This window comes from Tsukamurella spumae (assembly GCF_012396015.1).
Classification (GTDB): Bacteria; Actinomycetota; Actinomycetes; order Mycobacteriales; family Mycobacteriaceae; genus Tsukamurella; species Tsukamurella spumae.
Window position 1 is genome coordinate 20782 of sequence record NZ_JAAXOQ010000029.1, and the last position, 23387, is coordinate 44168.

The following is a 23387-nucleotide window of genomic DNA, read 5'->3' on the forward strand; positions in this document are numbered from 1 at the left end:
CCCGGCCGTCGAGGTTTCGGCCGCGCGCTGCCGACATTCGTGGGCGCTGCCGATCACCGGCAGCGTTTCGAGCTACCGGCCGCGCGCTGCCGATATCGCGTCAGCCGATCGCGACGATGATCCCCGCGATGATCGCGGCGAGCACGATGAAGCCACCGATGATCCACGCGGCGAGAACCGCGTTCGACATCGTCGACGGCGGTGCCACGGGCGGCGGGACGTAGGCGTTCGGCCGCGGTGCCGGCGGGGCGGCCCGCTTGCGCTCGACGGGGCCGGACGCGCCCGGCCTGCCCGACGATGCCGGGCGCACCGTCGAACCACGTTCCCCGGGCGCTCCCGCGGAGCGTTCCCCGACGGTGCGGCGCAGCCAGACCGCGGGCGCGCCCTCGGAGGCCTGCAGCGGAGCGGACAGGATCGCGGTGGGGTTGCCGCCGGCGGCCGCGACCTCGGCGAGCCGGTCCCGCGCCTCGACCATGGACGGCCGCCGTTTGGGGCTCGGCTGCAACATGTCGAGGATCACGCGGGTCAGCGCGCCGTCGTGTTTGGGCGCATCGATCTGCCCCAGAGCGACCTTGTGCAGCAACCGGATCGAGTCCTCGTCCACGCCGAAGGGCGGCGTGCCCTCCAACGCGGTGTAGAGGGTGGCGCCCAGCGAGTACAGGTCGGAGGCCTCGGAGGGGTCGGTGCCGCGGGCCACCTCGGGTGCGAAGTAGGCGGGCGTGCCGGTGATGATGCCGGCCGGACTGTCCTGCCCGTCGTCCTTGGCCCGGGCGATACCGAAATCGGAGAGCTTGACGGTGCCCGATGCGCGGCCCCGGTTCGCGATCAGGATGTTGCCGGGCTTGATGTCGCGGTGGATGATCCCCGACTCGTGCGCCTCGATCAGCGCGTCGGCGACCTGTGCGCCGATCTGCGCGACCTGACGCTCGGGCATCGTTCCCGTCATGTGCAGGACCTGCGCGAGCGACCGCGACGGGAGGTACTCCATGACCAGCCAGGGCTCGCCGCGGTCCAGGGCCACGTCGTACATCGCGACCGCGTTGCGGTGCTGCAGCCGCGCCGCGAGCCGGCCCTCGTGCAGGGCCCGTTGGCGCAGCTCGTCGGCCTGTTCCTCGGTGAGGCCCTCGGTGGAGATCACCTGCTTGGCGGCCACCTCGCGCTCGAGCCGCTCGTCCCGCGCCAGCCACACGGCACCCATGCCGCCGCCGCCGATCTTGGAGGTCAGGCGGTACCGCCCGGCGACCAGGTGATCGGGCCCGGGAACGCCCCTGATCGCTCCGCCCGCACCCGTCGATTCCGCCACGTCGTTGATCCTAGAGGTCAGGCGCGGCGCGCGCGGTACGCGGCCACGTTGAGGCGGTTGTTGCAGCCGTCGTCGCAGAACCGGCGGGAGGAGTTGCGCGAGAAGTCCACGAACACCCCGGCGCAGTCGGGAGCGGCGCAGCGGCGCAGCCGGTCCAGCGCGTCGGCGCGCACCACGTCGACCATGCCCATCGCGGGCTCGGCCAGGAACCGTTCGGCGATCGGCGTCCCGTCGTTCCAGCCGTGCAGGTGGTAGGGCCAGTCGTCATGCCGTACGAGCTGGGGCAATACGGCTGCGTCGCGCAGCATGCGGTTCACCAGGTCGACGGTGCCCGCCTCGTCGCCGGAGAGGTCCCACAGGCCGCGCAGGACGCGGCGGACGGCGTGCACCCGGTCGAGCTCGTCCGGGCGCAGCGGGATGGGCCCCGTCCAGCCCCACCGTTCGACGAAGGACCGCAGCACGGCGACGTCGGGGAGTCGTTCGTCCCGGCCGGTGCGCGCGTCGGGGGCGGTGTTCACCAGATCGGCGGCGCTGGCCAGAGCGGAACGGGTGTCGTACGAGAACATGTCATCGCGAATGGTATCCGTTGCGGCGTCGTGGTCGCTACTCTCATCGGGTGTCCAGTCCTCTCGGAATCACCCCTGACGAGACCCTGCGCAAGGGCCTGCAGAGCCGCCACATCAGCATGCTCGCGCTCGGCGGCGCCATCGGTACGGGCCTGTTCGTGGCGTCCGGCGCCACGATCAGTCAGGCCGGCCCCGGTGGTGCCCTCACGGCCTACGCGCTCATGGGCGTCATGGTCTTCTTCCTCATGCAGAGCCTCGGCGAGATGTCGGCGTACCTGCCGTGCAGCAACCCGTTCGAGGAGTACGGGCGCCGGTTCGTCAGCAAGTCCTTCGGGTTCGCCGCCGGGTGGAACTACTGGTTCAACTGGTCGATCACCCTGGCCGCGGAGGTGGTCGCGGGCGGGCTGATCATGAAGTTCTGGCTGCCCCAGGTCCCCACCTGGATCTGGTCGGTGATCTTCCTCCTCGGACTGTTGGCCTTGAACCTGTTCGCGGTGAAGGCCTTCGGCGAGGCCGAGTTCTGGTTCGCGTCGATCAAGGTGATCGCCGTGGTGATCTTCCTGATCGTCGGCGTGCTCATAGTGGTGGGTGTGGTCGGTGACGGGCCCGCTCCGGGCTTCAAGAACTGGACCGTCGGCGATGCGCCCTTCGTGGACTTCCCGCTCGGCATGCTCTCGGTGTTCCTCATCGCCGGGTTCGCCTTCCAGGGCACGGAGATGATCGCCGTCGCGGCGGGTGAGGCGATCGAACCCAAGAGCGCGATCCCGCGCGCGGTGCGGACGGTGTTCTTCCGGATCCTGGTCTTCTACATCGGCACGCTCACGATCATCGCCTTCCTCATCCCGTACACGAACCCCGATCTGCTCGACGGTTCCGCGGAGAACGTCGCGGTGGCGCCGTTCACGCTGGTGTTCAAGCTCGCGGGTATCGATGCCGCGGCGTCGATCATGAACGCGGTCATCCTCATCGCCATCCTCTCGGCGGGCAATGCCAGCTTGTTCGCCGCCACGCGCGCGCTGTACGGCCTGGGAGTGGAAGGGAACGCGCCGAAGATCTTCGCGCGGGTGACCAAGGCCGGTGTTCCCATCGCAGCCACGGCGGCGACCACGCTGATCGGTTGCCTGTGCTTCCTCGCCGGTCCGAAGGGCGACGGTGCCGCGTACACGGTTCTGGTCGCCGCATCGTCGGTGGCCGGGTTCGTGACCTGGATCGGGATCGCGTGGGCGCACTACCGCTTCCGTAAGGCGTGGAACGCGCAGGGGCGCTCGCTCGACGTTCTGCCTTACAAGGCGTGGCTGTACCCGGCGGGGCCGATCGTGGCGCTCCTCATGTGTATCGCGGTCGTCGCCGGCCAGTACTACGTCGCGGTCAACGACTCGGACACGGGCGGCAGCATCAGCCTGCTCCTGACCACCTACGCCGCGTTGATCCTGTTCCTCGGTCTGTGGTGGGGACACAAGCTGGTCACGAAGTCGCCGACCGTCGATCCCGCGGCCGCCGATCTGACGCCCGTCGCGGCTGCGTCGGCACACCACGATCCCGACCGGGTGGGCTGACCGGACCCGTTCCTCCTCTCGTACGGCCGGCCGGGTGTCCATCACCCGGCCGGGCGTCGTCATCTGCACCCGTTTCGCACGACCTGTGCCGTTCTGCTCGATATCAAGCCCCTCGACCGCTAAAATCGCGTCAAGAGATGTAAGAGGCAAAAGATCGGAACGATTATGTCTGAAAACTCCGTGTTCCCGCGCGTGGTGGTCGAACAGGCCCGCAGCTGCGCCTGGGCCACCACCGAAGACCGCGCCCGCGAGCTGGTATCCGTGAACCCCGGTGATGTCAGCCTCGCGCAGGCGGTGCAGACCCTGCGCCGGCGCGGAATGTCCGTCTCGGACGGGCTGTTCCCGCAGGTCACCGTCGACGCGCTGCGGGAGACCGACGTGTACGTGATCCCGCACCTCGCCCGGCAGGGCGTCGAGCGGACCACCGGTGATCTGCCGCCCGTCTACGCCCCCGACGAGCTCGACGCGATCGAGCAGTACGTGCGCGCCGGCGGCGGGCTGGTCGTGCTCGCGGAGTGCGACACCGCCACCTCCGGCAACAATCTCGACGAGCTGCTGGGCCGGTTCGGCGTGCACGTCGAGTCCGTGGTCGTCCAGGAGGCCGCGGGCGACCGGCGGCACGGCGGCAACGCCACCTGGGTGCTCTCGGACATCGCCCCCGAGCTGAACGGCCAGGGCATCGTCGCCGCCGTCGAGGGGGCGGTCTTCTACCGGACCGGTGTGCTCGACGTTCCCGCCGATGCGGTCGTGCTCGCGCGCACCAGCCCCACCGCCGCCCCCGCGGATCGCCCCCTCGCGGCGGCACTGCAGGTGGACCGCGGCCGGGTGGTGGTGTTCTCGGACTCGGACCTGTTCGGCGACGACTGCATCGACGACCTCGATCAGCGCACGCTGTGGGCCAACGCGGTCACCTGGGCCGCGGGTACGCACGAGGACCCCGCGCCCCACGGTGCCTCCGCCGTCGCGCGCAGCGCCGATTGGGTGGCCCTCAAGTCCGCCGTCGAGGACCTGCGCGGGCTCCAGGGTGCCGACGGTGCCGTGGCCGAGCCCGGCGATCACGCGCGGGCCGGGGAGCTGGTCGACGAGGTCGTGGCCCGCATCGCCGCTCTCGCACCGCTGTTCCCGCACGACGCGGACTACCTCGCCGCGCTGCCGCGCGACTTCCGGAGCTGGGTCGAGGGCGGTTTCGCCCGCCCGGAGTTCGACGAGTCCCTCGCCGCCTTCCGGCCCGACCTGGACCGCGCGGACGGCGCGGAGCACCTCGTCGTCTTCCCGATGTACACGCAGAACGGCAACGCCGGCAAGGTCTTCGAGGCCGTGCTGCTGCGCGTGGTCTGGCCCGAGTGGCTGGCCGACGTGGAGCGCCGCTACGGGAACGAGAAGTTCCTGTCCGTCGCCTTCGAGGACTTCACCCCGGGCTACGACACCCACTCCGCGGTCCTCTTCCCGGAGACCGTGACGGTGGCGCAGACGCCCGAGTTCCACTGGGGCGCCATCTTCTGCGACCGCGAGGCCGCTCGGTTCCGCCGGGTCACGGGTGCCGCCAGCGAGATCCTCTCGCTGCAGCTGCCGCCCGACGGTGAGCGTCTGGTCGCCTCGCAGTCGCTGGCCCAGTCGACCTTCGCCATGTGGGACCTGATCCACGACCGCACCCACAGCCGAGGTGATCTGCCCTTCGATCCGTTCATGATCAAGCAGCGGATGCCGTACTGGCAGTACGCCCTCGAGGAGCTGCGCTGCGACCTGACCACCTTCCGGGAGGCGTACCGCCTGCAGCAGGAGGGGCACCCCTACGGACTGCCGGTGCAGTTGGCGATCCTGTGCGACAGGCTCTTCCGGTTCCCCATCACCGGCGATAGGGTGCGCAACTACGACGGCCTCGGCGGCCAGCTGCTGTTCGCCTATCTGCACCGTCACGGCGCGCTGCGCTGGCGTGACAACAGGCTCTCCTTCGACTGGAAGGAGCTGCCGCTCCAGGTGATCCGCCTCGGTGAGGAGATCGAGGAGCTCTACCGCACCGGCATCGACCGGTCCAAGGTGGGGCAGTGGCTGGCGAGCTACCGATTCGTCTCGTCGTATGTGGCGCCCGGCCCGGGGTCGGTCTGGGCGAAGGGGCCGGAGGCGCTGCCGCTCGACGGTGAGCCGCGCGGTCTGGTGGACCTGGTGCTGCCGGACGAATTCCCGCTCAACGTGTTCTACGAGGCGTTGCGTCGTAAGATGAGCGCCGTGATCGAGAGCGCGCGGGGCATCACGGCATCGGCACCGATCGAGGTGTCGGCATGAGCGGCGTGACGGGACGCACCGTCGTGGTGACGGGCGCGAACGGTGCGCTCGGCCAGGAGGTCGTGCGCAAGCTGGTAGCGGCGGGGGCGAAGGTCGCCGTCATCACCCGCGGCGCGCCGGCCGCGGAGATCGCTTCCCTGGAGGGTGTTTCCGCCTACCGAGCGGACCTCACCGATCGCACGGCGGTCCGTGCCGCGGTGGAGAAGATCAGGGCGGAGTCGGGCGGCGAGGGCGCCGTTGACGGGCTGCTGCACCTGGTGGGCGGGTGGCGCGGCGGCGTGCCGATCGACGAGGCCGATCCGGCGGACTGGGACTTCCTGGAGGCGGGGCTGATCCGGAGCCTGCAGAATGTCTCGCAGGCGCTGTACCGAGGGCTGGTTGCGAGTGCCGATGCGCGGGTGGCGATCATCTCGTCGACCTCGGTGGCGAAGCCGACCGCGAAGAACGCGGCGTACGCCGCCGCGAAGGCGGCGTCCGAGGCATGGACCCTGGCGCTCGCCGACTCCTTCACCGGCACCGGTGCGGCCGCCGCGATCGTGCGGGTCATGGCCCTGCTCACGCCGCAGATGAAGGCCGATGAGCCCGAACGGAAGTTCCCGCGCTACACGCCGATCGGCGATGTCGCGGACGCTCTGCTGGCGTTGTGGGAGGTTCCGGCCGCCGAGGCGAACGGCACCATCGAGACCCTGGTTCCGGAGGCGAAGGCATGACGCGACTGCACGACCCGTCGAAGCGGGGCTTCGCGAGCGACAACTACGCCGGCGTGCTGCCGGAGGTGCTCGAGGCCGTGGCCGAGGCCAACCTGGGGCATCAGGGCGCCTACGGCGCGGATGCGTACACCGCCGCCCTCGGTGAGCGGATCGTCGAGCTGTTCGGCGCAGGCGCCCAGGCGTTCCCGGTATTCAACGGCACCGGCGCGAATGTCGTTGCGCTGTCGGCGGTGTGCGACCGCTGGTCCGCCGTGGTGTGCGCCGATTCGGGGCACATCCACGTCGATGAGGGCGGTGCCCCGGAGAAGGTGGCGGGGCTCAAGCTGTTCGTCGTACCGGCCGTCGGTGGGAAGCTGACGCCCGAGGCGATCACCGCCGCCGTCCCCGACCGCGCGGGCGACGTGCACTGGGCGCAGCCTCGGGTGCTGTCGGTGGCGCAGTCCACCGAGCTCGGCACCGTCTACACCCCCGACGAGCTGCGGGCCCTGGCCGAGTACGCGCACGAGCGCGGCTGGCTCCTGCACATCGACGGCTCGCGGCTCGCCAATGCCGCTGCGAGCCTCGGTGTTCCGCTGCGCGCCATCACCACCGACATCGGCGCCGACATCGTGAGTGTCGGCGGTACCAAGAGCGGACTCCTGGGCGCCGAGCTGGTGCTGGTCCTCAATGCCGAGCGGGCCGGCGGTGTCGAGTACGTGCGCAAGCTCTCGATGCAGCTCGCCTCGAAGCAGCGCTTCCTGGCCGCGCAGTTCCTCGGGCTCTTCGAGGACGATCGGTACCTGCGGGTGGCCGGGCACGCCAACGCGATGGCACGGCTGCTGGCCGAGCTGGTGGGCGCGATCGACGGCGTGCAGTTGACCCAGCCGGTGCAGGCCAACGCCGTTTTCGCCGAACTCCCGCACGCCGCCGCCGAGGCGCTGATGGAGCAGGTCCCGTTCTACTTCTGGGACGAGATCCGCGGTGAGGTGCGCTGGATGTGTGCCTGGGACACCACCGAGGACGACGTCCGCGCCTTCGCCGAGCTGGTACGCGCGCAGCTGTCCTGAGCGCGATCTACCGGGTCGAGGTCGTCCACTATCGGTTCATTCAGCGCGATGAGCTCCGGTCGGCACCCTTTCGAGAGGAAGTGCGAGATCTCCTCGGCGACTCTCGCGGGCTGATCAAGCATCGACAGAACGCTCGCATCGTCGATCGCCATGAACCTTCCGCGGGGTAACAGGTGCGCGTTCGTGCTGTCCCGGGCGCTCCGGTCGACCGAGCCGCTGCGGAGTACCGGGCGGATGATGGCGGCCAGGTTCGCCGGTCACGCGATGGTGTCTGTGGCCGGGCGATAGATGTTCGCGCGGTGACGCGCGCACAACTCGCCTGAGACGGGTCAGTCCTTCGGCTGGCGTCTGATGAAGTCGGCCATGCCCGGGACGGAGAATGCGATCCGACCGTGCTCGGGCGCCCAGACCAGGCCTTTGGCGATGGTGGAGTCCCGAAGTCCGCTTGCCCCGCGCAGTGTTACTCCGAGGCCCGCTGCGACGGAGGCCGTTCGTGGCTGGTCCTCACCCGTCTCGGCGATGGCACGGAGGTAGGCGCGCTCGCGTTCCGTCGCTCGATCCCAGCGTGACGGAAAGAATCCGTCGTCGAGCGCGCGGCGGCCGACGTCGACGGCGTCGAATGCGTCGTCTGGGGTGAAGATTCGGGCGGGTGCGGTGTTCCATACCTCGGAGCCGTAGACCTGCAGGAAGTACGGGTACCCGTTCGAGGCTGAAACCAAGATGTCCAGTGCTTCGGCGGTGAACTCGGCCCCGGATTCCTGGACGGGGCGGCGCAGTGCGTCAGCGGAATCGTCCGGTGTGAGGGCGCCGATCGTGAAGTAGCTGAACTGTCGTTCTGCGTAGGAACGAGTGTCCGCCAGAATCGACGGCAGATTCGGTAGTCCGGCACCGATGAGGTAGAAGGGCCACTGGCGCTGAGTGGCTCGATGCTGTACTGCGAGTAGCATTTCCAGCAACGAGCGGTCCAGGTCTTGAGCCTCGTCGATGAAGATGCCGAGCGCGGCCCCCTTCTTCGCGAGTACCTGACACACGGTCTCGATGAGCTCCTCAAGATCGAACTCGATTCGGGAGGTGGTCGGCTTGTATTCGAGTTTGGCGCCGCCGAGGGAGACCGAGGCTGTGAATGCCGCGGCGAGTCTCTTGATCGGGTCGATGACGTCGGCTTTGAGCTGATACTTGCGGCTGTATCGGGCGAGGCCGCGCTCCAATTCGTGCGCGAAGCGCTGAACCATCGTCTCGTTGCCCGTGATCGAGGGGCGGGCTTCCATCTCGATGGAGAGCCAACCGTTCTGATCTGCGGTGCCGGCTAAGTGATTGAGGAGCACTGTCTTCCCGACACCGCGGAGTCCGGACAGCATGATGCCTCTGTCGTAGATACGTCGCGTGCTTCGTGCGATGAGCAGGTTGAAGGCCTCGATCTGCTGGCCGCGTCCTGTGAGTGCCGGCGGCAGGAGGCCCGAACCGGGCCGGAAGGGATTCAGTTCACGGTCCATGTATGCAAGATTATGTGGGAGTATCGGAAAAATCCAATACTCTCACATAATCTCTGAGACTTCGGTTCGAGGCGCTGCGAGAGGTGATGCGCCTGGCGCATCACCGCGCCGTCAGAACAAGCTCTCACCTGCATGTATGTAGTGCTGCGTCGCGCGCATCACCTCCCGGAACCTCTCTCACCTGGCCGCTTGACGGCGCTCCGATCGCGGATCTACGCTGAGACTCGTATCGAACAGAAGTTCTAGTCACACCTTCCCTGTGGCTCTGCTTCCGAACGTGGATCAGAACGTAGGGGAGGGGTGTGACAGGTGTCCGCACGTGTTCAAACGATGGCCGGTGGCCGCGAGGAGAAGCTCGCGGAGCTGCGCAAAAGGCTGGCGGCGCTCCCGGAGAAGCATCGTCCGGGGAAGTCGCAGGCGTCGCAGGGGCCGCCGCTGCAGGAGGAATCCGCGCAGCCCGGTGCCGTTCCCGAGGCAGGTGTGCTCCCGGTGCACGAGGAGCTCGCCGCGCTGCTGCCCGGCCGCGGCCTGCCCCGCGGCAGCGTCGCCACCCTCGAAGGTGCGGGCTCGCTCGCGGTCTCGCTGGTGGCCACGGTCTCGCGCGCGGGATCGCGGGTCGCGCTGTGCGGCGTGTCCGGCTTCGGCATGGCCGCAGCACTCGAACAGGGGGCCGATCCGGAGCGGATCGCGCTCATCGAGGGGCCGCTCGCGGATCCGGTGGCCGTCGCGTCGGTCCTGCTCGACGGTGCCGACGTGGTGCTGTGCGAGCTCGGCGGCATCGCGGTACCGCCCAGCCGGGGCCGGGCGATCGCCGCCCGCGCCCGGTCTCGGGGCTCGGTGCTGCTGGTCACCGGCGGCACGTGGGAGGGCGCCTCGCTGCACCTCGGGGCGCGCGTCCAGGGCTACACCGGGCTCGGCAGCAGGCCCGGCCGCGGACGGATCCGCGGGATCGACCTGGTCTTCTCCGCGCGCGGCCGCGGCTGCCGCAATCCCTACCGGGGCGCGGCGGGCACGGCACCGTCGGACACCGGGCTGGCGGTGGCCCGATGACCGCGCCCGCCCCGGCGTCCGGGGCACCGTTGAAGGCCCAGCGCATCCTGGCCCTGTGGTGCCCCGACTGGCCGGCGGCCGCGGCGATGGCCGATGCGGACCTCGCGCCCGATCGTCCCGTGGCGGTCCTGCACGGGAACCGGGTGGTGGCGTGCAATGCCTCGGCGCGTGCGGACGGGGTGCGGCGCGGCATGAAGCGCCGCGAATCGCAGGCCCGGTGCCCGGACCTGCACGTCGCCGCGGCGGACGAGAGCCGGGACGCGCGGGTCTTCGAGCCCGTCGCGGGCGCCGTGGCCGCGCTGATCCCGCTCATCGAGGTGCTGCGCCCGGGGCTCGTGGTGATCCCCGCGCGTGGCGCCGCCCGGTTCTTCGGCGGAGAGGAGCAGGCGGCGGAGCGCCTGGTGGACGCCGCCTCGTCCGTGGGCGCGGAGTCCCTGGCCGGGATCGCCGACGAGGTGTTCACCGCGGCCCTGGCCGCCCGTCGCGGCATCGTCGTGCCGCCGGGGGAGTCGGCCTCCTTCCTGGCCCCGCTGGCCATCGCCGAACTGGGGGCGGAGCCGGCGCTCGCCACGGAGGACCGCACCGGTCTCATCGACCTGCTGCGCAGGCTGGGGCTGCGCACCGTCGGCGCCTTCGCGGCGCTGTCCACGACGGACGTGGCCACCCGCTTCGGGGCCGACGCGATCGCCGCGCACCGTCAGGCCCGGGCGGTGGCGGACCGGCCCCCGTCCACGGCGGCACTCCCGCCCGGGCTGGAGGCGGAACTGCGGCCGGACCCGCCGATCGACCGGGTCGACGCGGCGGCCTTCGCCGGCCGCGCCCTGGCCTCGGAGCTGCACGGGAAGCTGTCCGCGGCGGGCGTGGCGTGTCTACGCCTGGAGGTGTCCGCGATCGCGGAGAACGGTGAGCGGCACACCCGCATCTGGCGCTGCGCCGAGCCGCTCACCCCCGACGGCACCGCGGACCGGGTGCGTTGGCAGATCGACGGCTGGCTCACCGGAGGTCGTGGCAAGCAGGGCGGCCCCGGGGCCCCGATCGTTCTGCTGCGACTCGAGCCGGTCGAGGTGGTGGACGCCGGGGCGCTGCAGGCCGGCATGTGGGGCGACGAGGGCGACGGTGCCGCCCGCTTCCGTCGCGCCCTGGTCCGGGTGCAGGGCCTCCTCGGCGGCGAATCGGTGCGGATGGGGGTGCGCAGCGGTGGCCGCGGTCCCGCGGAACAGGTCACCTGGGTGCCGTTGGGCGATGAGACGGTCCCGGCCCGTGACCCGGACGCGCCCTGGCCGGGCCGGATGCCGGAACCGGCGCCGGCGGTGCTGATCACGGGAACGAGTGTCACCATGACCGACGCCGCGGGCGACGCCGTGCGGGTCACCGAGCGCGGCGGCTTCACCGGCGAACCCACGCACCTCACCTGGGGATCGCGGGACTGGGCGCTCAGCTGGTGGGCGGGGCCGTGGCTGGTCGACGAGCGCTGGTGGGCACCCGACGCCGCCGCCGAACCCCGGGCCCGTGCGCAGGTGCTGCTCGAACCCGCGCCCGGCCGCGACGACGGCCGGGCCCTCCTGCTGCAGTACGCCGGAGGATGGGAGGTGGAGGGCGTGTACGAGTAGAGCCCTATGGTCAGGAACCGGGGCGGTCGACGGTGCCCATGATCAGCGGGAGGCCGGTCGCGGTGTCCACCACCGCGTACGCGAAGGCGCGGTCCACCGCGAACGGGGCGGGCCCGGGCCCGGTCTCGGCTGCGGGCGCGGTGGTGGTGTCCGACGCGGTGCCCTTCTCGCCCACGCTGAACACGGCGGCGGCGCGGGCGTCGGCCACCGTCGGCGATCCCGGCGCGATGCCGTCCAGGCCCGGCGCGGCGAACAGCCCCGTCAGGCCCGCATCGCGGAGCGGGTCGACGAGCGGGGTCCAGGACGTCGAACGCCACTTCGGCAGGCTCACCTCGTGCGGCACCGACGGTGCCGCTGCGAGCGCGATCCGGGCGGCCGTGAACCGGCCCTCGCTCGCCGCGTCGGTGACCGGTGCGCCGGTCGCGGGCAGCACGATCTGCAGCGCCAGCGTGGTGCCGTAGTCGAGCTGCAGCGCGGTGAAGCCCTCCCCGGCGGCCACCCGCGCGGGCACCGTGCCGCGCAGGGTCGGCGGGTCGACCACGGCACCGTCGGAGGCGGTGAACGGTGACGGTCGTGTCCGGGCGGCATCGAACGGGAAGCGCCAGGCCGCAGCGAGATACGCGGTGGTCGCCGCCGCCAGCCGAGTATCTGATCCGGTCTTGAGCGGGGCGGAGGTGAGCGTGCTGCCGGTGTTCACCGCGACCCACTCGCCGAGTGGCTCGCGCACGTCCTGGCGGAAGTCCACGGGGTAGACGCCCGTGCCGTAGGACGCGGACAGCGCGTCCAGGTACGCCGGCCGCACCCGGCGCTCCGCCGGCTCCTTCGCCGTCAGTAGCGCCACCTGCGACTGGAACAGCGGTGTCGCCGGTGGCGAGGCTGCGGGCACCGTGCCCGGGTCGCCCGCCCACTGCGCGGTCTGGCCGGTCAGGGCCGCCATCGCTCGCGGGAGGTCCTTCGCGGCGCCGAGCCCGGCACCGTCGAGCTGCGCGGCGGTCTCGCCCCCCGCGCCGGCCCGCAGCATGCCCAACAGGCTCAGCACGGACCAGGGGGAGACGGCGGTGCTCCCGGCGCGGGTGTCGCGGACCGCCAGCTGCGCGCCGAGGCGGGTCGCGGTCGCGACGAGCGCCGCCACGTCATCACGTGTCTCGTCGATCCCGACCTGTTCGAACTCCGTCTTCGAGCGGTCGAGCGAGAGCGCCTTCGGCGACGACGGTGCGCCGCCGCACGCCGCGAGGGTCCCCGCGACGACCAGCGCCAGCGCGGCCCGTCGGATCTGCATGAGGGCCATGGTATCCGCCGCGCTCAGGCGCCCGCGCGCTCCAGCAGGGCGCGGCCGTTGTGCCACAGCACCTTGCGCATCCAGTCGTCGCCGAGGCCCAGGCGGGCCAGCCCGAAGAGCTGATGCGCGTAGGGGTACGGGATGTTCGGGAAGTCACTGCCCAGCACGACCTTGTCGGCGAGCGTGCCGAGTCGCTCGACGTAGCCCGGAGGCATGGGGGCGGTCCGCTCGGTGAAATCGGTGGCGGCCATGGTGGTGTCGAGGTACACGTTGGGGAACTGCTCGGCGAGATCGGCGAACCGGTCGTACTCGGGCATGCCGAGGTGGGCGATCACCAGGGTGAGCTCGGGGTGGCGCCGCAGCACCTCCGCGACCCGGTCGGGGCCGGTGTAAGGGCCCTCCAGCGGACCCGAACCGGCGTGGATGACGACGGGGATCTTCGCTTCGGACAACGACTCCCACGCCGGATCGAGCAGCGGATCATCCGGCGCGAAGACGCCCACCTGGACGTGCATCTTGAACAACCGCGCACCGTCGGCGATCGCGGCGGCGACGTACTCCCCGACCCCGGGCTCGGGATAGAGGGTGGCGCAGTGGATCGCGTCGGGCACGCGCCGCGCGAACTCGGCGCACCAGTCGTTGAGCCAGACCGCCATGCCCGGCTTGTGCGGGTACGTGAGCGCGGGGATCGCGCGCACCCCCATGCCGCGGATGAGCTCCAGGCGGGTGGCCTCGTCGAAGCGGTAGGCGATGGGCCACTCGCGTCCGTACTCGGTGCTCGCGCGGTCGAAGAAGTCCCACACCTTGACCAGCATGGGCTCGGGGAGGAAGTGCACGTGGACGTCCGAGAGGCCCGGGATGCCGAGCGCCTCGAGGTAGGCGGGGATGTCCGCGTCCGAGGAGGGACCCGTCGTCGTGCTCGGTCGGCTCATAGTGGCCGACTCTACCGACTCGGTGATGGGCCGTTCACTGGAATCAGTAGCCGCTAAGCTGCGATGAGGATGTGATGTTTCGGGGGTGTGGCATGGCGGCGGATGCGGGGAGTACCCGGTGGTTGTCCGACGACGAGATGGGGGCGTGGCTGGCGCTGATCAACGTCGCCATGCGACTACCGGCGAAGTTGGACACTCAGCTCCGGATCGACGCGGGTATCACCCACTACGAGTTCATGGTGCTCGCTCAACTCTCCCAGGCGCCCGCGCGGACGCTGGGGCTCTCCGTGCTCGCGGAACGCGCCAATTCGTCCCCCTCGCGCCTGTCGCACGTGCTGCGCAAGCTGGGCGAACGCGGCTGGCTCGTGCGGCACGCGGAGGGGCGTTCCGCATACGCGGAGCTCACCGACGAGGGCTTCGCCGCGCTCGACGGTGCCGCCCGCGATCACGTCGAGGAGGTGCGCCGGCTGGTCTTCGACCACCTGACGGACCAGGACGTCGACTCGGTGCGGGTCATCCTCTCCAAGCTCACCCCCGGCCTCGGCGAAGGGGCCTGAGAAGCGTTACTACGAAAGTAGTGTCGGGTACAGTTCTCGCCCATGGGCAGGCGCGACGAGGTGTTGAACGGGGCGGTCGAGGTGCTCGGCACGCTAGGCCTGCGGGGGCTGACGCATCGCGCGGTCGACAGTGTCGCAGGCGTACCCGCCGGGACGGCGTCCAACTACTTCCGCTCGCGCGCTGCTCTGGTGCGTGGGGTCGTCGATCACATGGTCGAGGAGGATCTCACGTTCTGGGCGGCGTTCGAGGGCGTCGAGAAGTCCACGACCGACGAGGTCGCCGAGCGGCTGGCGGAGTTCATCCGCTGGTCGGTCGACGGCGGACGGACGCGGGGGGTCGCCCGGCTGAATCTGTTCGCCGCCGCGTCGGTCGAGCCGGACCTGCGGGAACCGCTGCGGCGCGGGCGTCGTGCGGTGGAGGAGGTCGGCGAGAAGGTCGGCGCCTCGATCGGTCTCGGCGTCGTCGAATCCGCGCTGGTGATGGATGCCACGGACGCCCTGGTCGCCCGTCAGCTCGCCATGCCGGCGGAGGAGTACGACCCGCTTCCGGCGCTGAAGGTGCTGCTCACGCGCCTGCAGTGACTCGGGCCGTGTTCGAACACCTTGAAGGAATCGAACACATGGGCGTATTGTTGGGGTGTGGGTTGGGGTAGCGGGCCGCGGAGCTGGTCGGAGATGGAGCGGGTGCTCTCCGGTCGGGCTCCGGTGCGTCGCGCGGAGGAAACCCCGGGTGACGGTGGCGATTCGCCGGCGTGGTCCCGCAAGCGCGGGCCCTACGTCCCGCCCGGCGGTGCTCCCGGGGTCTCCGGAGTGCCGTACGCCGAGCTCCACGCGCACACCGCGTTCAGCTTCCTCGACGGGGCGGCGCAGCCCGAGGAGATGGTGGAGCAGGCGCACGCGCTGGGTCTGAAGGCGCTCGCCGTCACCGATCACAACGGCTTCTACGGCGTTATCCGGTTCGCTGAGGCGGCACGGGAACTGGGTATTCCCACGGTGTTCGGAGCCGAGCTGTCGCTGGAGCACGACGCCGAGCGCACCGGTTCCGAGGATCCGTCGGGCGAGCACCTGCTCGTGCTCGCCCGCGGGCAGGAGGGCTACCGCAGGCTGTCGCGGGCGATGGCCGAGGCGCATATGGAGGCGGGGGAGAAGGGGCTCCTGCGCTTTGATCCGGATCGGCTCGCCGAGTGGTCCGGCGGCCACTGGCACATCCTCACGGGCTGCCGCAAGGGCGCGGTCCGCAAGGGCCTGCAGGCCTCGGGTCCCGACGGTGCTGCTGCCGCCCTCGCGCGGCTCGTCGACCGGTTCGGGCAGGACCGGGTGAGCATGGAGCTCACCGTGCACGGCGTCCCCGAGGACGGCGAGCGCAACCACCTCCTGGCCGGGATCGCCGCGCGGATGGGGGTGGGCACCGTCGCCACCACGGGTGCGCACTTCGCCCGGCCGGACCAGCGCCGCCTCGCGTCCGTGCTCGCGGCGATCCGGGCCCGCCGCAGCCTCGACGAGCTGGACGGATGGCTGCCGGCCGCGGGCGGCGCGCACCTGCGCTCGGGTGATGAGATGGCGCTGCTGCTGCCGGAGCACCCCGGCGCGATCGCCGGTGCTGCGGAGTTGGGGGCGGAGTGCGCGTTCGAGATCGCGTTGATCGCACCGAACCTGCCGCCCTTCGACGTCCCGCCCGGGCATACCGAGGCCACCTGGCTGCGCGAGCTGACCCGGCGCGGTGCGCTGGAGCGGTACGGTCCTCCGGAGCGGAATCCGAAGGCGTACCGGCAGATCGAGCACGAGCTGAACGTGATCGAGACGCTCACTTTCCCGGGATACTTCCTCATCGTGCACAGCATCGTGCGGTTCTGCCGCGAGAGCGACATCCTGTGTCAGGGGCGGGGGAGCGCCGCCAACTCGGCGGTGTGCTTCGCGCTCGGCATCACCGCGGTCGACCCGATCGCGAACGAGTTGCTGTTCGAGCGGTTCCTGGCGCCGGAACGCGACGGTCCGCCCGACATCGACGTCGACATCGAGTCCGATCGCCGCGAGGAGGCGATCCAGTTCGTCTACCGGAGATACGGCCGGGAGTACGCCGCGCAGGTGGCGAACGTGATCACCTACCGCGGCCGGTCCGCAGTACGCGACACGGCGCGTGCGCTCGGCTACTCGCAGGGGCAGCAGGACGCGTGGAGCAAGCAGATCTCCAGCTGGGGCTGGCGGAAGGATCCGGTGCCCGAGGGGATCCCGGACCGAGTGGTCGAGCTGGCCTCCCGCATCGCCGACCTGCCGCGGCACCTGGGCATCCACTCCGGCGGCATGGTGATCTGCGACCGCCCCATCGCCGACGTGTGTCCCACCGAGTGGGCGCGCATGGAGGGTCGCAGCGTGCTCCAGTGGGACAAGGAGGACTGCGCGAACATCAAGCTGGTGAAGTTCGATCTGCTGGGGCTCGGCATGCTCAGCGCATTGCACTACATGCAGGACCTCCTCAAGGAGCACAAGGGCATCGAGGTCGATTTCGCGAAGCTCGACCTGAAGGATCGGAACGTGTACGAGATGCTCTGCCGCGCGGACTCGGTCGGCGTCTTCCAGGTGGAATCACGGGCGCAGATGGCGACGCTGCCCCGGCTGAAGCCGCGGAACTTCTACGACCTGGTGGTCGAGGTCGCGCTGATCCGGCCCGGCCCCATCCAGGGCGGCTCGGTGCATCCGTACATCCGCCGCCGCAACGAGCAGGAGGAACCCACGGTCGAGCATCCGTCGATGTGGAAGGCGTTGAAGCGCACTCTGGGGGTGCCGCTCTTCCAGGAGCAGCTCATGCAGCTCGCGGTCGACGTGGCCGGGTTCAGTCCCGCGGAGGCGGATCAGCTGCGCCGCGCGATGGGATCGAAACGCTCCGTCGACCGGATGGAGCGACTGCGCGATCTGTTCCGCGCGGGCGCGAAGAAGCGGCACGGCATCGAGGAGGAGGTGGCCGACCGGATCTTCGAGAAGCTGGTGGCGTTCGCCAATTTCGGCTTCCCCGAGAGTCATTCGCAGTCATTCGCGTCGCTGGTGTTCTACTCGTCGTGGTTCAAGTGCTACCACCCCGCGGCGTTCTGCGCGGCACTGTTGAGGGCGCAGCCGATGGGCTTCTACTCGCCGCAGTCCCTCGTGGCCGATGCGCGCCGGCACGGCGTCCTGGTGCACGGGCCGTGCGTGAACCGCAGCCTGCCCTGGGCGAACCTCGAGAACGCCGGGACGGAGATTCGGCTGGGGCTGGCCGCGATCCGCACCATCGGCGACGAACTCGCCGAGCGCATCGCCCAAGAGCGCGCCGCCCGCGGCCCCTACCGCGGGCTCACCGATCTCACCGGCAGAGTGGAGCTCACCGTCGCGCAGGCGGAGGCCCTCGCCACCTCCGGCGCACTGGACTGCTTCGGCAGGCACCGTCGACAGGCCCTGTGGGAGGCGGGGGCCGCGGCCCGGGAGCGCCCGGATCGGCTCCCCGGCACCGCCACTGCCGGCGCCCCGCCCGCGCTGCCGGGGATGAGTGAGACGGAGCTCGCGGCGGCGGACGCGTGGGCCACGTCGGTCACCGTCGGGAAGTACCCCACGGAGTTCCTCCGGCCCGTCCTGGACCGGCTCGGGGTCGTCGTCGCTGACAAGCTCCTGTCGCTGCCCGACGGTGACCGCGTCCTGGTGGGCGGGGCCGTCACGCACCGGCAGCGGCCCGCTACCGCGGGCGGCGTCACCTTCCTCAACCTCGAGGACGAGACGGGCATGGTGAACGTGGTGTGCAGTCCCGGGCTGTGGGCGCGGTACCGGCGGCTCGCACAGTCGGCGCCCGCGCTGCTGGTGCGGGGGAAGCTGCAGAACGCGGAGGGGGCGGTCACCGTCGTCGCCGACCGGCTGCAGCGTATGGACCTGTCCGTGCCCTCCCGCTCCCGCGATTGGCAGTGAGGCTAGCCTCGGAGGAGTGATGGAGGAGCCCTACGAACCCGACCGCGGTACCGCCCCGCACCTGCGCGGAGTTCTCGAGGAACTGCGCCGTCGTGAGCCCGTCTTCCACGGCCCCTCGTGGCGCACGCTCGCCGACTTCGATGACGCGGTGGCCCCCGACTTCTGGGAGGTCGGCGCCTCGGGCCGGCGGTACAGTCGCGACCACGTCCGCGAGGTGATCGAACAACGGCTCGCCGCGCCGCAGGACGAATCGGATTGGGAGGCCACCGAGTTCCAGGTTCGCACCCTGGGCGCCTCCGTCTACCTGCTCACCTACACGTTGGCGCAGGGCGAACGGATCACCCGCAGACTCACCGTGTGGCGGCGCCGGGAGAACCGTTGGTCCGTCATGTTCCACCAGGGCACGCCCGTCGCCGTGGATTCGCAGCGCCCTAGGCGGTGAGCGCGCGCAGCGCGGCGCGGCGGCCGATCTCGACGGCCCGGGAGATCAGCGGACCGTCGTTCGAGAGGCGGCCGACGGCCGGGCTGCTCTCCGGAACCCAGATCTGCAGTACCTCGGCGGTGCCCGGATCTACGGGGCCGGGCGGAGGCGCGGCGCGCCGCGCGGTGAAATAGGCGTCGAGGATCCACTTCTCGGCGCGGGAGGACCGCGGCGCGGCACCGGCCTCGACGGTGCGCAGCACCAGCACGTGGGTGGCGCCCTGCTCGATCGGGGTGGCCAGCGGGACCTTCTCCGCGAGCCCGCCGTCGAGGAACTCCCTCCCTGCCAGGCGGACCGGAGGACCGGCGAGCAGCGGCAGCGCCGTTGTCGCACGCAGCGCCGTGCGCACGGACGCCGCGTCGGTGAGATAGGGGGCTAGGTCGGCGACACGCCGGGTGTGCGCGTCGACGGCCAAGGGGTGCAGGCTGATCGGGTTGGCGAGGATCGCGGTGAAGTTCATGGGAGTCACGTCGGAGTAGACCCGGTCCACCAGATGGCGGGTATCGACGACGACGCCGCCGCGCAGCGCGCGCCGCGGGTGCACCACCCGCTCCGCGAGCACCGCGTCCCAGCCCCAGGAGGGCAGCCAGCGCAGGCCTTCGCCGGACAGTAGCCACGCCGCATTGAGCCCGCCTCCCGATGTCCCGTAGACCGCGTCGAAGGCCGTCAGCAGGCCGAGTTCGTCGACGGCCATCGCCATCCCCGCCGAGTACGCCGACCGTGACCCTCCGCCCTCGATCGACAGTGCGATCCGCAGCCCGTCCGAGCGAGCGCCCGGCGCGCTCCCGGTGGCGATCCGCGTGCGCAGCGCGTCGAGCACCGTCATCGGACGGGCACCCCGTACCCGACGATGCCGACGGTATCGGCCAGTCGATAGGTCAGCGCGCTGATCCCGCCCTCCTGGTTGCCGCCCACCGTGGTGACCGTGTCACCGTCGACGGACACGACGATGTTCGTGTGCTGCCGCAGCTTCGGGTGCTCCGGTGCGTACAGCACCACGTCGCCGGGCTGCGGACGGTACGGCGTCGCGGGCTCCAGTCTTCCGGCCTTCTGGAAGTACTCGGTGAGCGTGTACACACCCGGGATCCGCCAGGTACCGGAGTTCGGGTTGCGCAGGGGCAGGCCGGAATCGCGGAACACCGTGGAGACGAAATCCGCGCACCACGGCTCCTCGACGCCCTCCGAGTAGTACGTGCCGGGCCGATTCGCGTCGAACTCCCGGCGCAGACTCTCGATGATGCGAACCCTTGACGGATCGAGCCCCGCCGTGCTGACGGTGGGGAAGGTGCGTGATCTCAGCTCGGTGGGCAGATGCCGCGAGAGCGGTGTCTCATGGGCCGTGGACCACCACACGACGCCGCCCGCGAGCACCACCAGCACGGCGAGTACCGCCACGACACCCAGTCCGACCCTCCGCATCCCCATGAATCCACTGTACTCAGTGGCGAACCTGACATCATGGACCGATGAGCGCGCGGACCGTGACCTGCACGATCAAGCCGGGGAGTCGCAAGGGGCCCGCCGTCGAGGTCGGCGACGACGGTGCGCTGACCCTGTTCGTTCGTGAGCCCGCGACCGAGGGAAAGGCGAACAAGGCGGCAGTCGTCCTGCTCGCCGCCCACCTCGGTGTGCCCAAGTCGCGGGTCCGGCTGATCGCCGGGCAGACGAGCCGGCTCAAGCGGTTCACCGTCGACGACTGAACCGGAGGGACAGACCGCCGGGCGATGCTCCGAGCGGTGCCGACGCGTGGCACGCATGCGCGAAGTGGCATGCTGGAGGCGCAGCTGGTCTGCCGCCCGAGGCCTCGGACGCGGCATCGAAGCGCGCGGTGCGCCGCGACGTGAAGAGGGAACCCGGTGGGAATCCGGGACTGTCCCGCAGCGGTGAGCAGGAACGAAAGTCGCGACGACGCACTGGACCCTCGGTCTGGGAAGCAGCGACCGGTAGGAACGAGTACGAGGCCTGTGAGTCCGAATACCTGCCCGCTGTACCGGACGCGCCGCGTCCGGTGGTGTGCCGCCTCGTGGAATGGGCGTGCGACCGCAGGAGGACGGGACGTCGACAGGCGGGCTCGTCGTCGTGCGTACGTGCGTCCGGACAGGCGGTCGCCGCCCGCTACGCACGAAAGGAACGGTCCACCCGTGACCGCACCGAACTTCACCCGCACCGTTCTCGGTGTTCCCCGCATCGGGCCCCGCCGCGAGCTCAAGCGCGCCATCGAGGGCTACTGGAAGGGCTCCGTGAGCCGCTCTGATCTCGATCAGACCGCCGCGGGCCTGCGGCGCGACGAGTGGGCGCGCCTGGCCGCCGCCGGCCTGGACTCCGTGCCCACGAACACCTTCAGCTACTACGACCAGATCCTCGACACCGCAGAGCTGCTCGGCGCGTTGCCGTCCCGCGTCGCGGGCATCGAGGACCGGCTGGACCGCTACTTCGCCGCCGCGCGTGGCACCGCGGAGGTCACACCGCTCGAGATGACCAAGTGGTTCGACACGAACTACCACTACCTGGTGCCCGAGATCGGCCCGGAGACCGCCTTCTCGCTGCACCCGGAGAAGATCCTCGCCGATCTCGATGAGGCACTCGCGCAGGGGGTTCCGGCCCGGCCCGTCGTGGTCGGTCCCATCACCTTCCTCGCGCTGTCCAAGGCCGTCGACGGCGCCGGCGACCCGCTGTCCCGCATCGACGAGTTGGTGCCGCTCTACCGCGATCTGCTCGCGCGCCTCGCCACCGCGGGCGCGCAGTGGGTCCAACTCGACGAGCCCGTGCTGGTCAGCGAGGCAGGCCTGGGCCTCGCCGACACCGCCGCGAAGGTGTACGGCGCGCTGGCATCGGCCGCCGAGCGCCCGTCGATCGCCGTCGCCACCTACTTCGGCTCGCCGGGGCCCTCGCTCGCAGCCCTGGCCGGCACCGGAGTCGAGGCGATCGCCGTCGATCTCGTCACCGATCCCGACGTCGTCGACCTGGTCGCGGGGACGCCGGCCCTGGCGGGGAAGCTACTGATCGCCGGGGTCGTGGACGGCCGCAATGTGTGGCGCACGGACCTCGAGGCGGCGCTCGCCACGCTGGGGACTCTGTCCGGCTCCGCCGCCGCGCTGGCCGTGAGCACGTCGTGCTCCCTGCTCCACGTCCCCTACACCGTCGCCGCCGAGACGGCTCCGGAGCCCGCGGGCGCCGCGGGCGTGCGTGCCTGGCTCGCCTTCGCCGAGGAGAAGATCGGCGAGGTCGCGGTCCTCTCCCGCGCACTCACCGAGGGGCGCCCCGTGGTGGCCGCCGAATTCGCGGAGAGTGCCTGCGTGCGCGCCGCGCGCGCGGCCGACGCCCGCCTGAACGACGGTGCCGTCCGCGACCGGCTCGCCGCCCTCCGTGCGGCGGGCACCGGCCGCGCCGCTGCCGCGGAACGCGCCGTCGCACAGCGGGACCGGCTCGGGCTGCCACTCCTCCCGACGACCACCATCGGCTCCTACCCGCAGACGGGCGCGATCCGGGTCGCGCGGGCGGACCTGCGCGCCGGGCGCGTCGACGAGGCCGAGTACGTGCGCCGCATGCAGGCTGAGATCGCCGACGTGATCCGGCTCCAGGAGGACCTCGGCATCGACGTCCTCGTGCACGGCGAGCCCGAGCGCAACGACATGGTGCAGTACTTCGCCGAGCGGCTCGAGGGCTTCCTCGCCACCGACAACGGTTGGGTGCAGTCCTACGGCACCCGGTGCGTGCGGCCGCCGATCCTGTACGGCGACGTGCGCCGCGCCGAACCGATGACCGTCTCCTGGATCACCTACGCACAGGCGCTGACCGAGCGACCCGTCAAGGGCATGCTCACCGGCCCGGTCACGATCCTCGCGTGGTCCTTCGTGCGCGATGATCAGCCGCTCGCCGACTCCGCAGATCAGGTGGCCCTGGCGATCCGCGACGAGACGGTGGATCTCGAGCAGGCCGGCGTGAAGATCATCCAGGTGGACGAGCCCGCCCTGCGCGAGCTGCTGCCGCTGCGCGCCGCGGACCGTCCGGCCTACCTGGACTGGGCCACGGGTTCGTTCCGGTTGTCCACCTCGGGCGTTGTGGACGACACGCAGATCCACACGCACCTGTGCTATTCGGAGTTCGGCGACGTGATCGGCGCCATCGCCGATCTCGACGCGGACGTCACCTCGATCGAGGCGGCCCGTTCGCGCATGGAGATCCTCGACGACCTCAACGAGGCGGGCTTCGCCAATCAGGTGGGCCCCGGCGTGTACGACATCCACTCGCCCCGCGTGCCCGCGCAGGACGAGGTCGAATCCTCGTTGCGCGCGGCTCTGGAAGCCGTTCCCGCGGAGCGTCTCTGGGTGAACCCGGACTGCGGCCTCAAGACCCGTGGCACGGAGGAGACCGTGGCCTCGTTGCGGAACCTCGTCGCCGCGGCCAAGGCGGTCCGCGCGACGCTGTAGTCGACCTCGGACGACGATGGGGCCCGGCCGCACGATTGCGGCCGGGCCCCTTGCTCGCTCGGGACGACGTGGACTGCCTTCCCCTGCAGCATCTCCGGTCGGTCGCGGCGAGTCGCGCGCATCGCGGCTCGGACGTCTGAGCACTACCTCGGTCTCGCTGCGTA

The 23387-nt window shown here is 70.9% G+C and carries 19 protein-coding genes and 1 riboswitch; of the genes, 12 read left to right on the forward strand and 7 right to left on the reverse strand.

What is annotated here, in order from left to right; genetic code table 11:
- Positions 1–100 precede the first annotated feature (100 nt).
- Both HF999_RS18175 and HF999_RS18180 read right to left on the reverse strand, forming a co-directional pair.
- Complete coding sequence (locus HF999_RS18175) at positions 101–1303, reverse strand: serine/threonine-protein kinase (RefSeq protein WP_168547256.1); 1203 nt, start codon at positions 1301–1303, stop codon at positions 101–103.
- Positions 1304–1320: 17 nt separating this feature from the next.
- Positions 1321–1869, reverse strand: a complete 549-nt coding sequence (locus HF999_RS18180) for a CGNR zinc finger domain-containing protein (protein WP_168547257.1) — start codon at positions 1867–1869, stop codon at positions 1321–1323.
- A 50-nt stretch (positions 1870–1919) separates the two neighbouring features.
- Between HF999_RS18180 and HF999_RS18185 the strand changes: the two genes are divergently transcribed.
- The 4 genes from HF999_RS18185 to HF999_RS18200 all read left to right on the forward strand — a co-directional run bounded on the left by HF999_RS18185 (position 1920) and on the right by HF999_RS18200 (position 7464).
- A complete protein-coding gene (locus tag HF999_RS18185; protein ID WP_168547258.1) occupies positions 1920–3425 on the forward strand; it encodes an amino acid permease in 1506 nt (501 codons plus the stop codon).
- Positions 3426–3590: 165 nt separating this feature from the next.
- On the forward strand, positions 3591–5708 hold the full coding sequence (locus tag HF999_RS18190; RefSeq protein WP_168547259.1) for a DUF6421 family protein: 2118 nt from the start codon (positions 3591–3593) through the stop codon (positions 5706–5708).
- Positions 5705–6418 (forward strand): SDR family NAD(P)-dependent oxidoreductase, encoded by a 714-nt coding sequence (locus HF999_RS18195; RefSeq protein WP_168547260.1) that lies wholly within the window; start codon positions 5705–5707, stop codon positions 6416–6418. Before HF999_RS18190 ends, HF999_RS18195 begins: the two co-directional genes overlap by 4 nt.
- On the forward strand, positions 6415–7464 hold the full coding sequence (locus HF999_RS18200) for a threonine aldolase family protein (protein WP_168547261.1): 1050 nt from the start codon (positions 6415–6417) through the stop codon (positions 7462–7464). The genes HF999_RS18195 and HF999_RS18200 overlap by 4 nt, the downstream gene beginning before the upstream one ends.
- Before the next feature lie 329 nt (positions 7465–7793).
- Here the strand turns inward: HF999_RS18200 and HF999_RS18205 are convergent, their stop codons facing one another.
- Entirely contained in the window at positions 7794–8957 is a 1164-nt protein-coding gene (locus HF999_RS18205; RefSeq protein WP_168547262.1) for an ATP-binding protein, read from the reverse strand.
- 309 nt (positions 8958–9266) lie between these two features.
- Between HF999_RS18205 and imuA' the strand changes: the two genes are divergently transcribed.
- Positions 9267–10007 carry a DnaE2-dependent mutagenesis accessory factor ImuA' gene (gene imuA' / locus HF999_RS18210; protein ID WP_168547263.1) on the forward strand — a complete coding sequence of 247 codons (741 nt, stop codon included), beginning with the start codon at positions 9267–9269 and terminating at the stop codon, positions 10005–10007.
- Positions 10004–11617 carry a DNA polymerase Y family protein gene (locus HF999_RS18215; protein WP_168547264.1) on the forward strand — a complete coding sequence of 538 codons (1614 nt, stop codon included), beginning with the start codon at positions 10004–10006 and terminating at the stop codon, positions 11615–11617. The genes imuA' and HF999_RS18215 overlap by 4 nt, the downstream gene beginning before the upstream one ends.
- A gap of 10 nt (positions 11618–11627) precedes the next feature.
- On the opposite strand, the gene HF999_RS18220 is transcribed toward HF999_RS18215, so the two are convergent.
- Together HF999_RS18220 and HF999_RS18225 are read right to left on the reverse strand one after the other, a co-directional pair.
- Positions 11628–12896 (reverse strand): serpin family protein, encoded by a 1269-nt coding sequence (locus HF999_RS18220; RefSeq protein WP_168547265.1) that lies wholly within the window; start codon positions 12894–12896, stop codon positions 11628–11630.
- Positions 12897–12919: 23 nt separating this feature from the next.
- Entirely contained in the window at positions 12920–13828 is a 909-nt protein-coding gene (locus tag HF999_RS18225; protein WP_168547266.1) for an amidohydrolase family protein, read from the reverse strand.
- A gap of 92 nt (positions 13829–13920) precedes the next feature.
- On the opposite strand from HF999_RS18225, the gene HF999_RS18230 reads away from it, so the two are divergent.
- The 4 genes from HF999_RS18230 to HF999_RS18245 are packed head-to-tail and all read left to right on the forward strand — an operon-like array spanning position 13921 to position 18754.
- Positions 13921–14385, forward strand: a complete 465-nt coding sequence (locus HF999_RS18230; RefSeq protein ID WP_168547267.1) for a MarR family winged helix-turn-helix transcriptional regulator — start codon at positions 13921–13923, stop codon at positions 14383–14385.
- 42 nt (positions 14386–14427) lie between these two features.
- The gene (locus tag HF999_RS18235; protein ID WP_168547268.1) at positions 14428–14967 is read left to right on the forward strand and encodes a TetR/AcrR family transcriptional regulator; all 540 of its coding nucleotides are present in this window, start codon (positions 14428–14430) and stop codon (positions 14965–14967) included.
- A gap of 57 nt (positions 14968–15024) precedes the next feature.
- On the forward strand, positions 15025–18312 hold the full coding sequence (locus tag HF999_RS18240) for an error-prone DNA polymerase (protein WP_312854196.1): 3288 nt from the start codon (positions 15025–15027) through the stop codon (positions 18310–18312).
- Between the two features lie 19 nt (positions 18313–18331).
- A complete protein-coding gene (locus HF999_RS18245) occupies positions 18332–18754 on the forward strand; it encodes a nuclear transport factor 2 family protein (RefSeq protein WP_168547286.1) in 423 nt (140 codons plus the stop codon).
- Here HF999_RS18245 and HF999_RS18250 read toward each other — a convergent pair.
- Entirely contained in the window at positions 18744–19619 is an 876-nt protein-coding gene (locus HF999_RS18250; protein WP_168547269.1) for a patatin-like phospholipase family protein, read from the reverse strand. The genes HF999_RS18245 and HF999_RS18250 overlap by 11 nt on opposite strands.
- Positions 19616–20218: a CHAP domain-containing protein gene (locus tag HF999_RS18255; RefSeq protein WP_168547270.1), complete on the reverse strand. Its 603-nt coding sequence runs from the start codon at positions 20216–20218 to the stop codon at positions 19616–19618. The genes HF999_RS18250 and HF999_RS18255 overlap by 4 nt, the downstream gene beginning before the upstream one ends.
- A gap of 41 nt (positions 20219–20259) precedes the next feature.
- Here HF999_RS18255 and HF999_RS18260 point away from each other — a divergent pair, with 41 nt between their 5' ends.
- Positions 20260–20493: a DUF167 domain-containing protein gene (locus tag HF999_RS18260; RefSeq protein ID WP_168547271.1), complete on the forward strand. Its 234-nt coding sequence runs from the start codon at positions 20260–20262 to the stop codon at positions 20491–20493.
- Positions 20494–20620: 127 nt separating this feature from the next.
- Positions 20621–20776: riboswitch (cobalamin riboswitch) on the forward strand.
- A gap of 158 nt (positions 20777–20934) precedes the next feature.
- On the forward strand, positions 20935–23223 hold the full coding sequence (metE, locus tag HF999_RS18265; protein WP_168547272.1) for a 5-methyltetrahydropteroyltriglutamate--homocysteine S-methyltransferase: 2289 nt from the start codon (positions 20935–20937) through the stop codon (positions 23221–23223).
- The last annotated feature ends 164 nt before the right edge of the window (positions 23224–23387 follow it).

Bases quoted from the DNA above. Each gene is read 5' to 3' on its own strand.
- HF999_RS18180 (WP_168547257.1), bottom strand. From the start codon at position 1,869: ATGTTCTCGTACGACACCCGTTCCGCTCTGGCCAGCGCCGCCGATCTG.
- HF999_RS18190 (WP_168547259.1), top strand. From the start codon at position 3,591: ATGTCTGAAAACTCCGTGTTCCCGCGCGTGGTGGTCGAACAGGCCCGC.
- HF999_RS18195 (WP_168547260.1), top strand. From the start codon at position 5,705: ATGAGCGGCGTGACGGGACGCACCGTCGTGGTGACGGGCGCGAACGGT.
- HF999_RS18200 (WP_168547261.1), top strand. From the start codon at position 6,415: ATGACGCGACTGCACGACCCGTCGAAGCGGGGCTTCGCGAGCGACAAC.
- HF999_RS18205 (WP_168547262.1), bottom strand. From the start codon at position 8,957: ATGGACCGTGAACTGAATCCCTTCCGGCCCGGTTCGGGCCTCCTGCCG.
- HF999_RS18215 (WP_168547264.1), top strand. From the start codon at position 10,004: ATGACCGCGCCCGCCCCGGCGTCCGGGGCACCGTTGAAGGCCCAGCGC.
- HF999_RS18220 (WP_168547265.1), bottom strand. From the start codon at position 12,896: ATGCAGATCCGACGGGCCGCGCTGGCGCTGGTCGTCGCGGGGACCCTC.
- HF999_RS18225 (WP_168547266.1), bottom strand. From the start codon at position 13,828: ATGAGCCGACCGAGCACGACGACGGGTCCCTCCTCGGACGCGGACATC.
- HF999_RS18230 (WP_168547267.1), top strand. From the start codon at position 13,921: ATGGCGGCGGATGCGGGGAGTACCCGGTGGTTGTCCGACGACGAGATG.
- HF999_RS18235 (WP_168547268.1), top strand. From the start codon at position 14,428: ATGGGCAGGCGCGACGAGGTGTTGAACGGGGCGGTCGAGGTGCTCGGC.
- HF999_RS18245 (WP_168547286.1), top strand. From the start codon at position 18,332: ATGGAGGAGCCCTACGAACCCGACCGCGGTACCGCCCCGCACCTGCGC.
- HF999_RS18250 (WP_168547269.1), bottom strand. From the start codon at position 19,619: ATGACGGTGCTCGACGCGCTGCGCACGCGGATCGCCACCGGGAGCGCG.
- HF999_RS18255 (WP_168547270.1), bottom strand. From the start codon at position 20,218: ATGGGGATGCGGAGGGTCGGACTGGGTGTCGTGGCGGTACTCGCCGTG.
- HF999_RS18260 (WP_168547271.1), top strand. From the start codon at position 20,260: ATGAGCGCGCGGACCGTGACCTGCACGATCAAGCCGGGGAGTCGCAAG.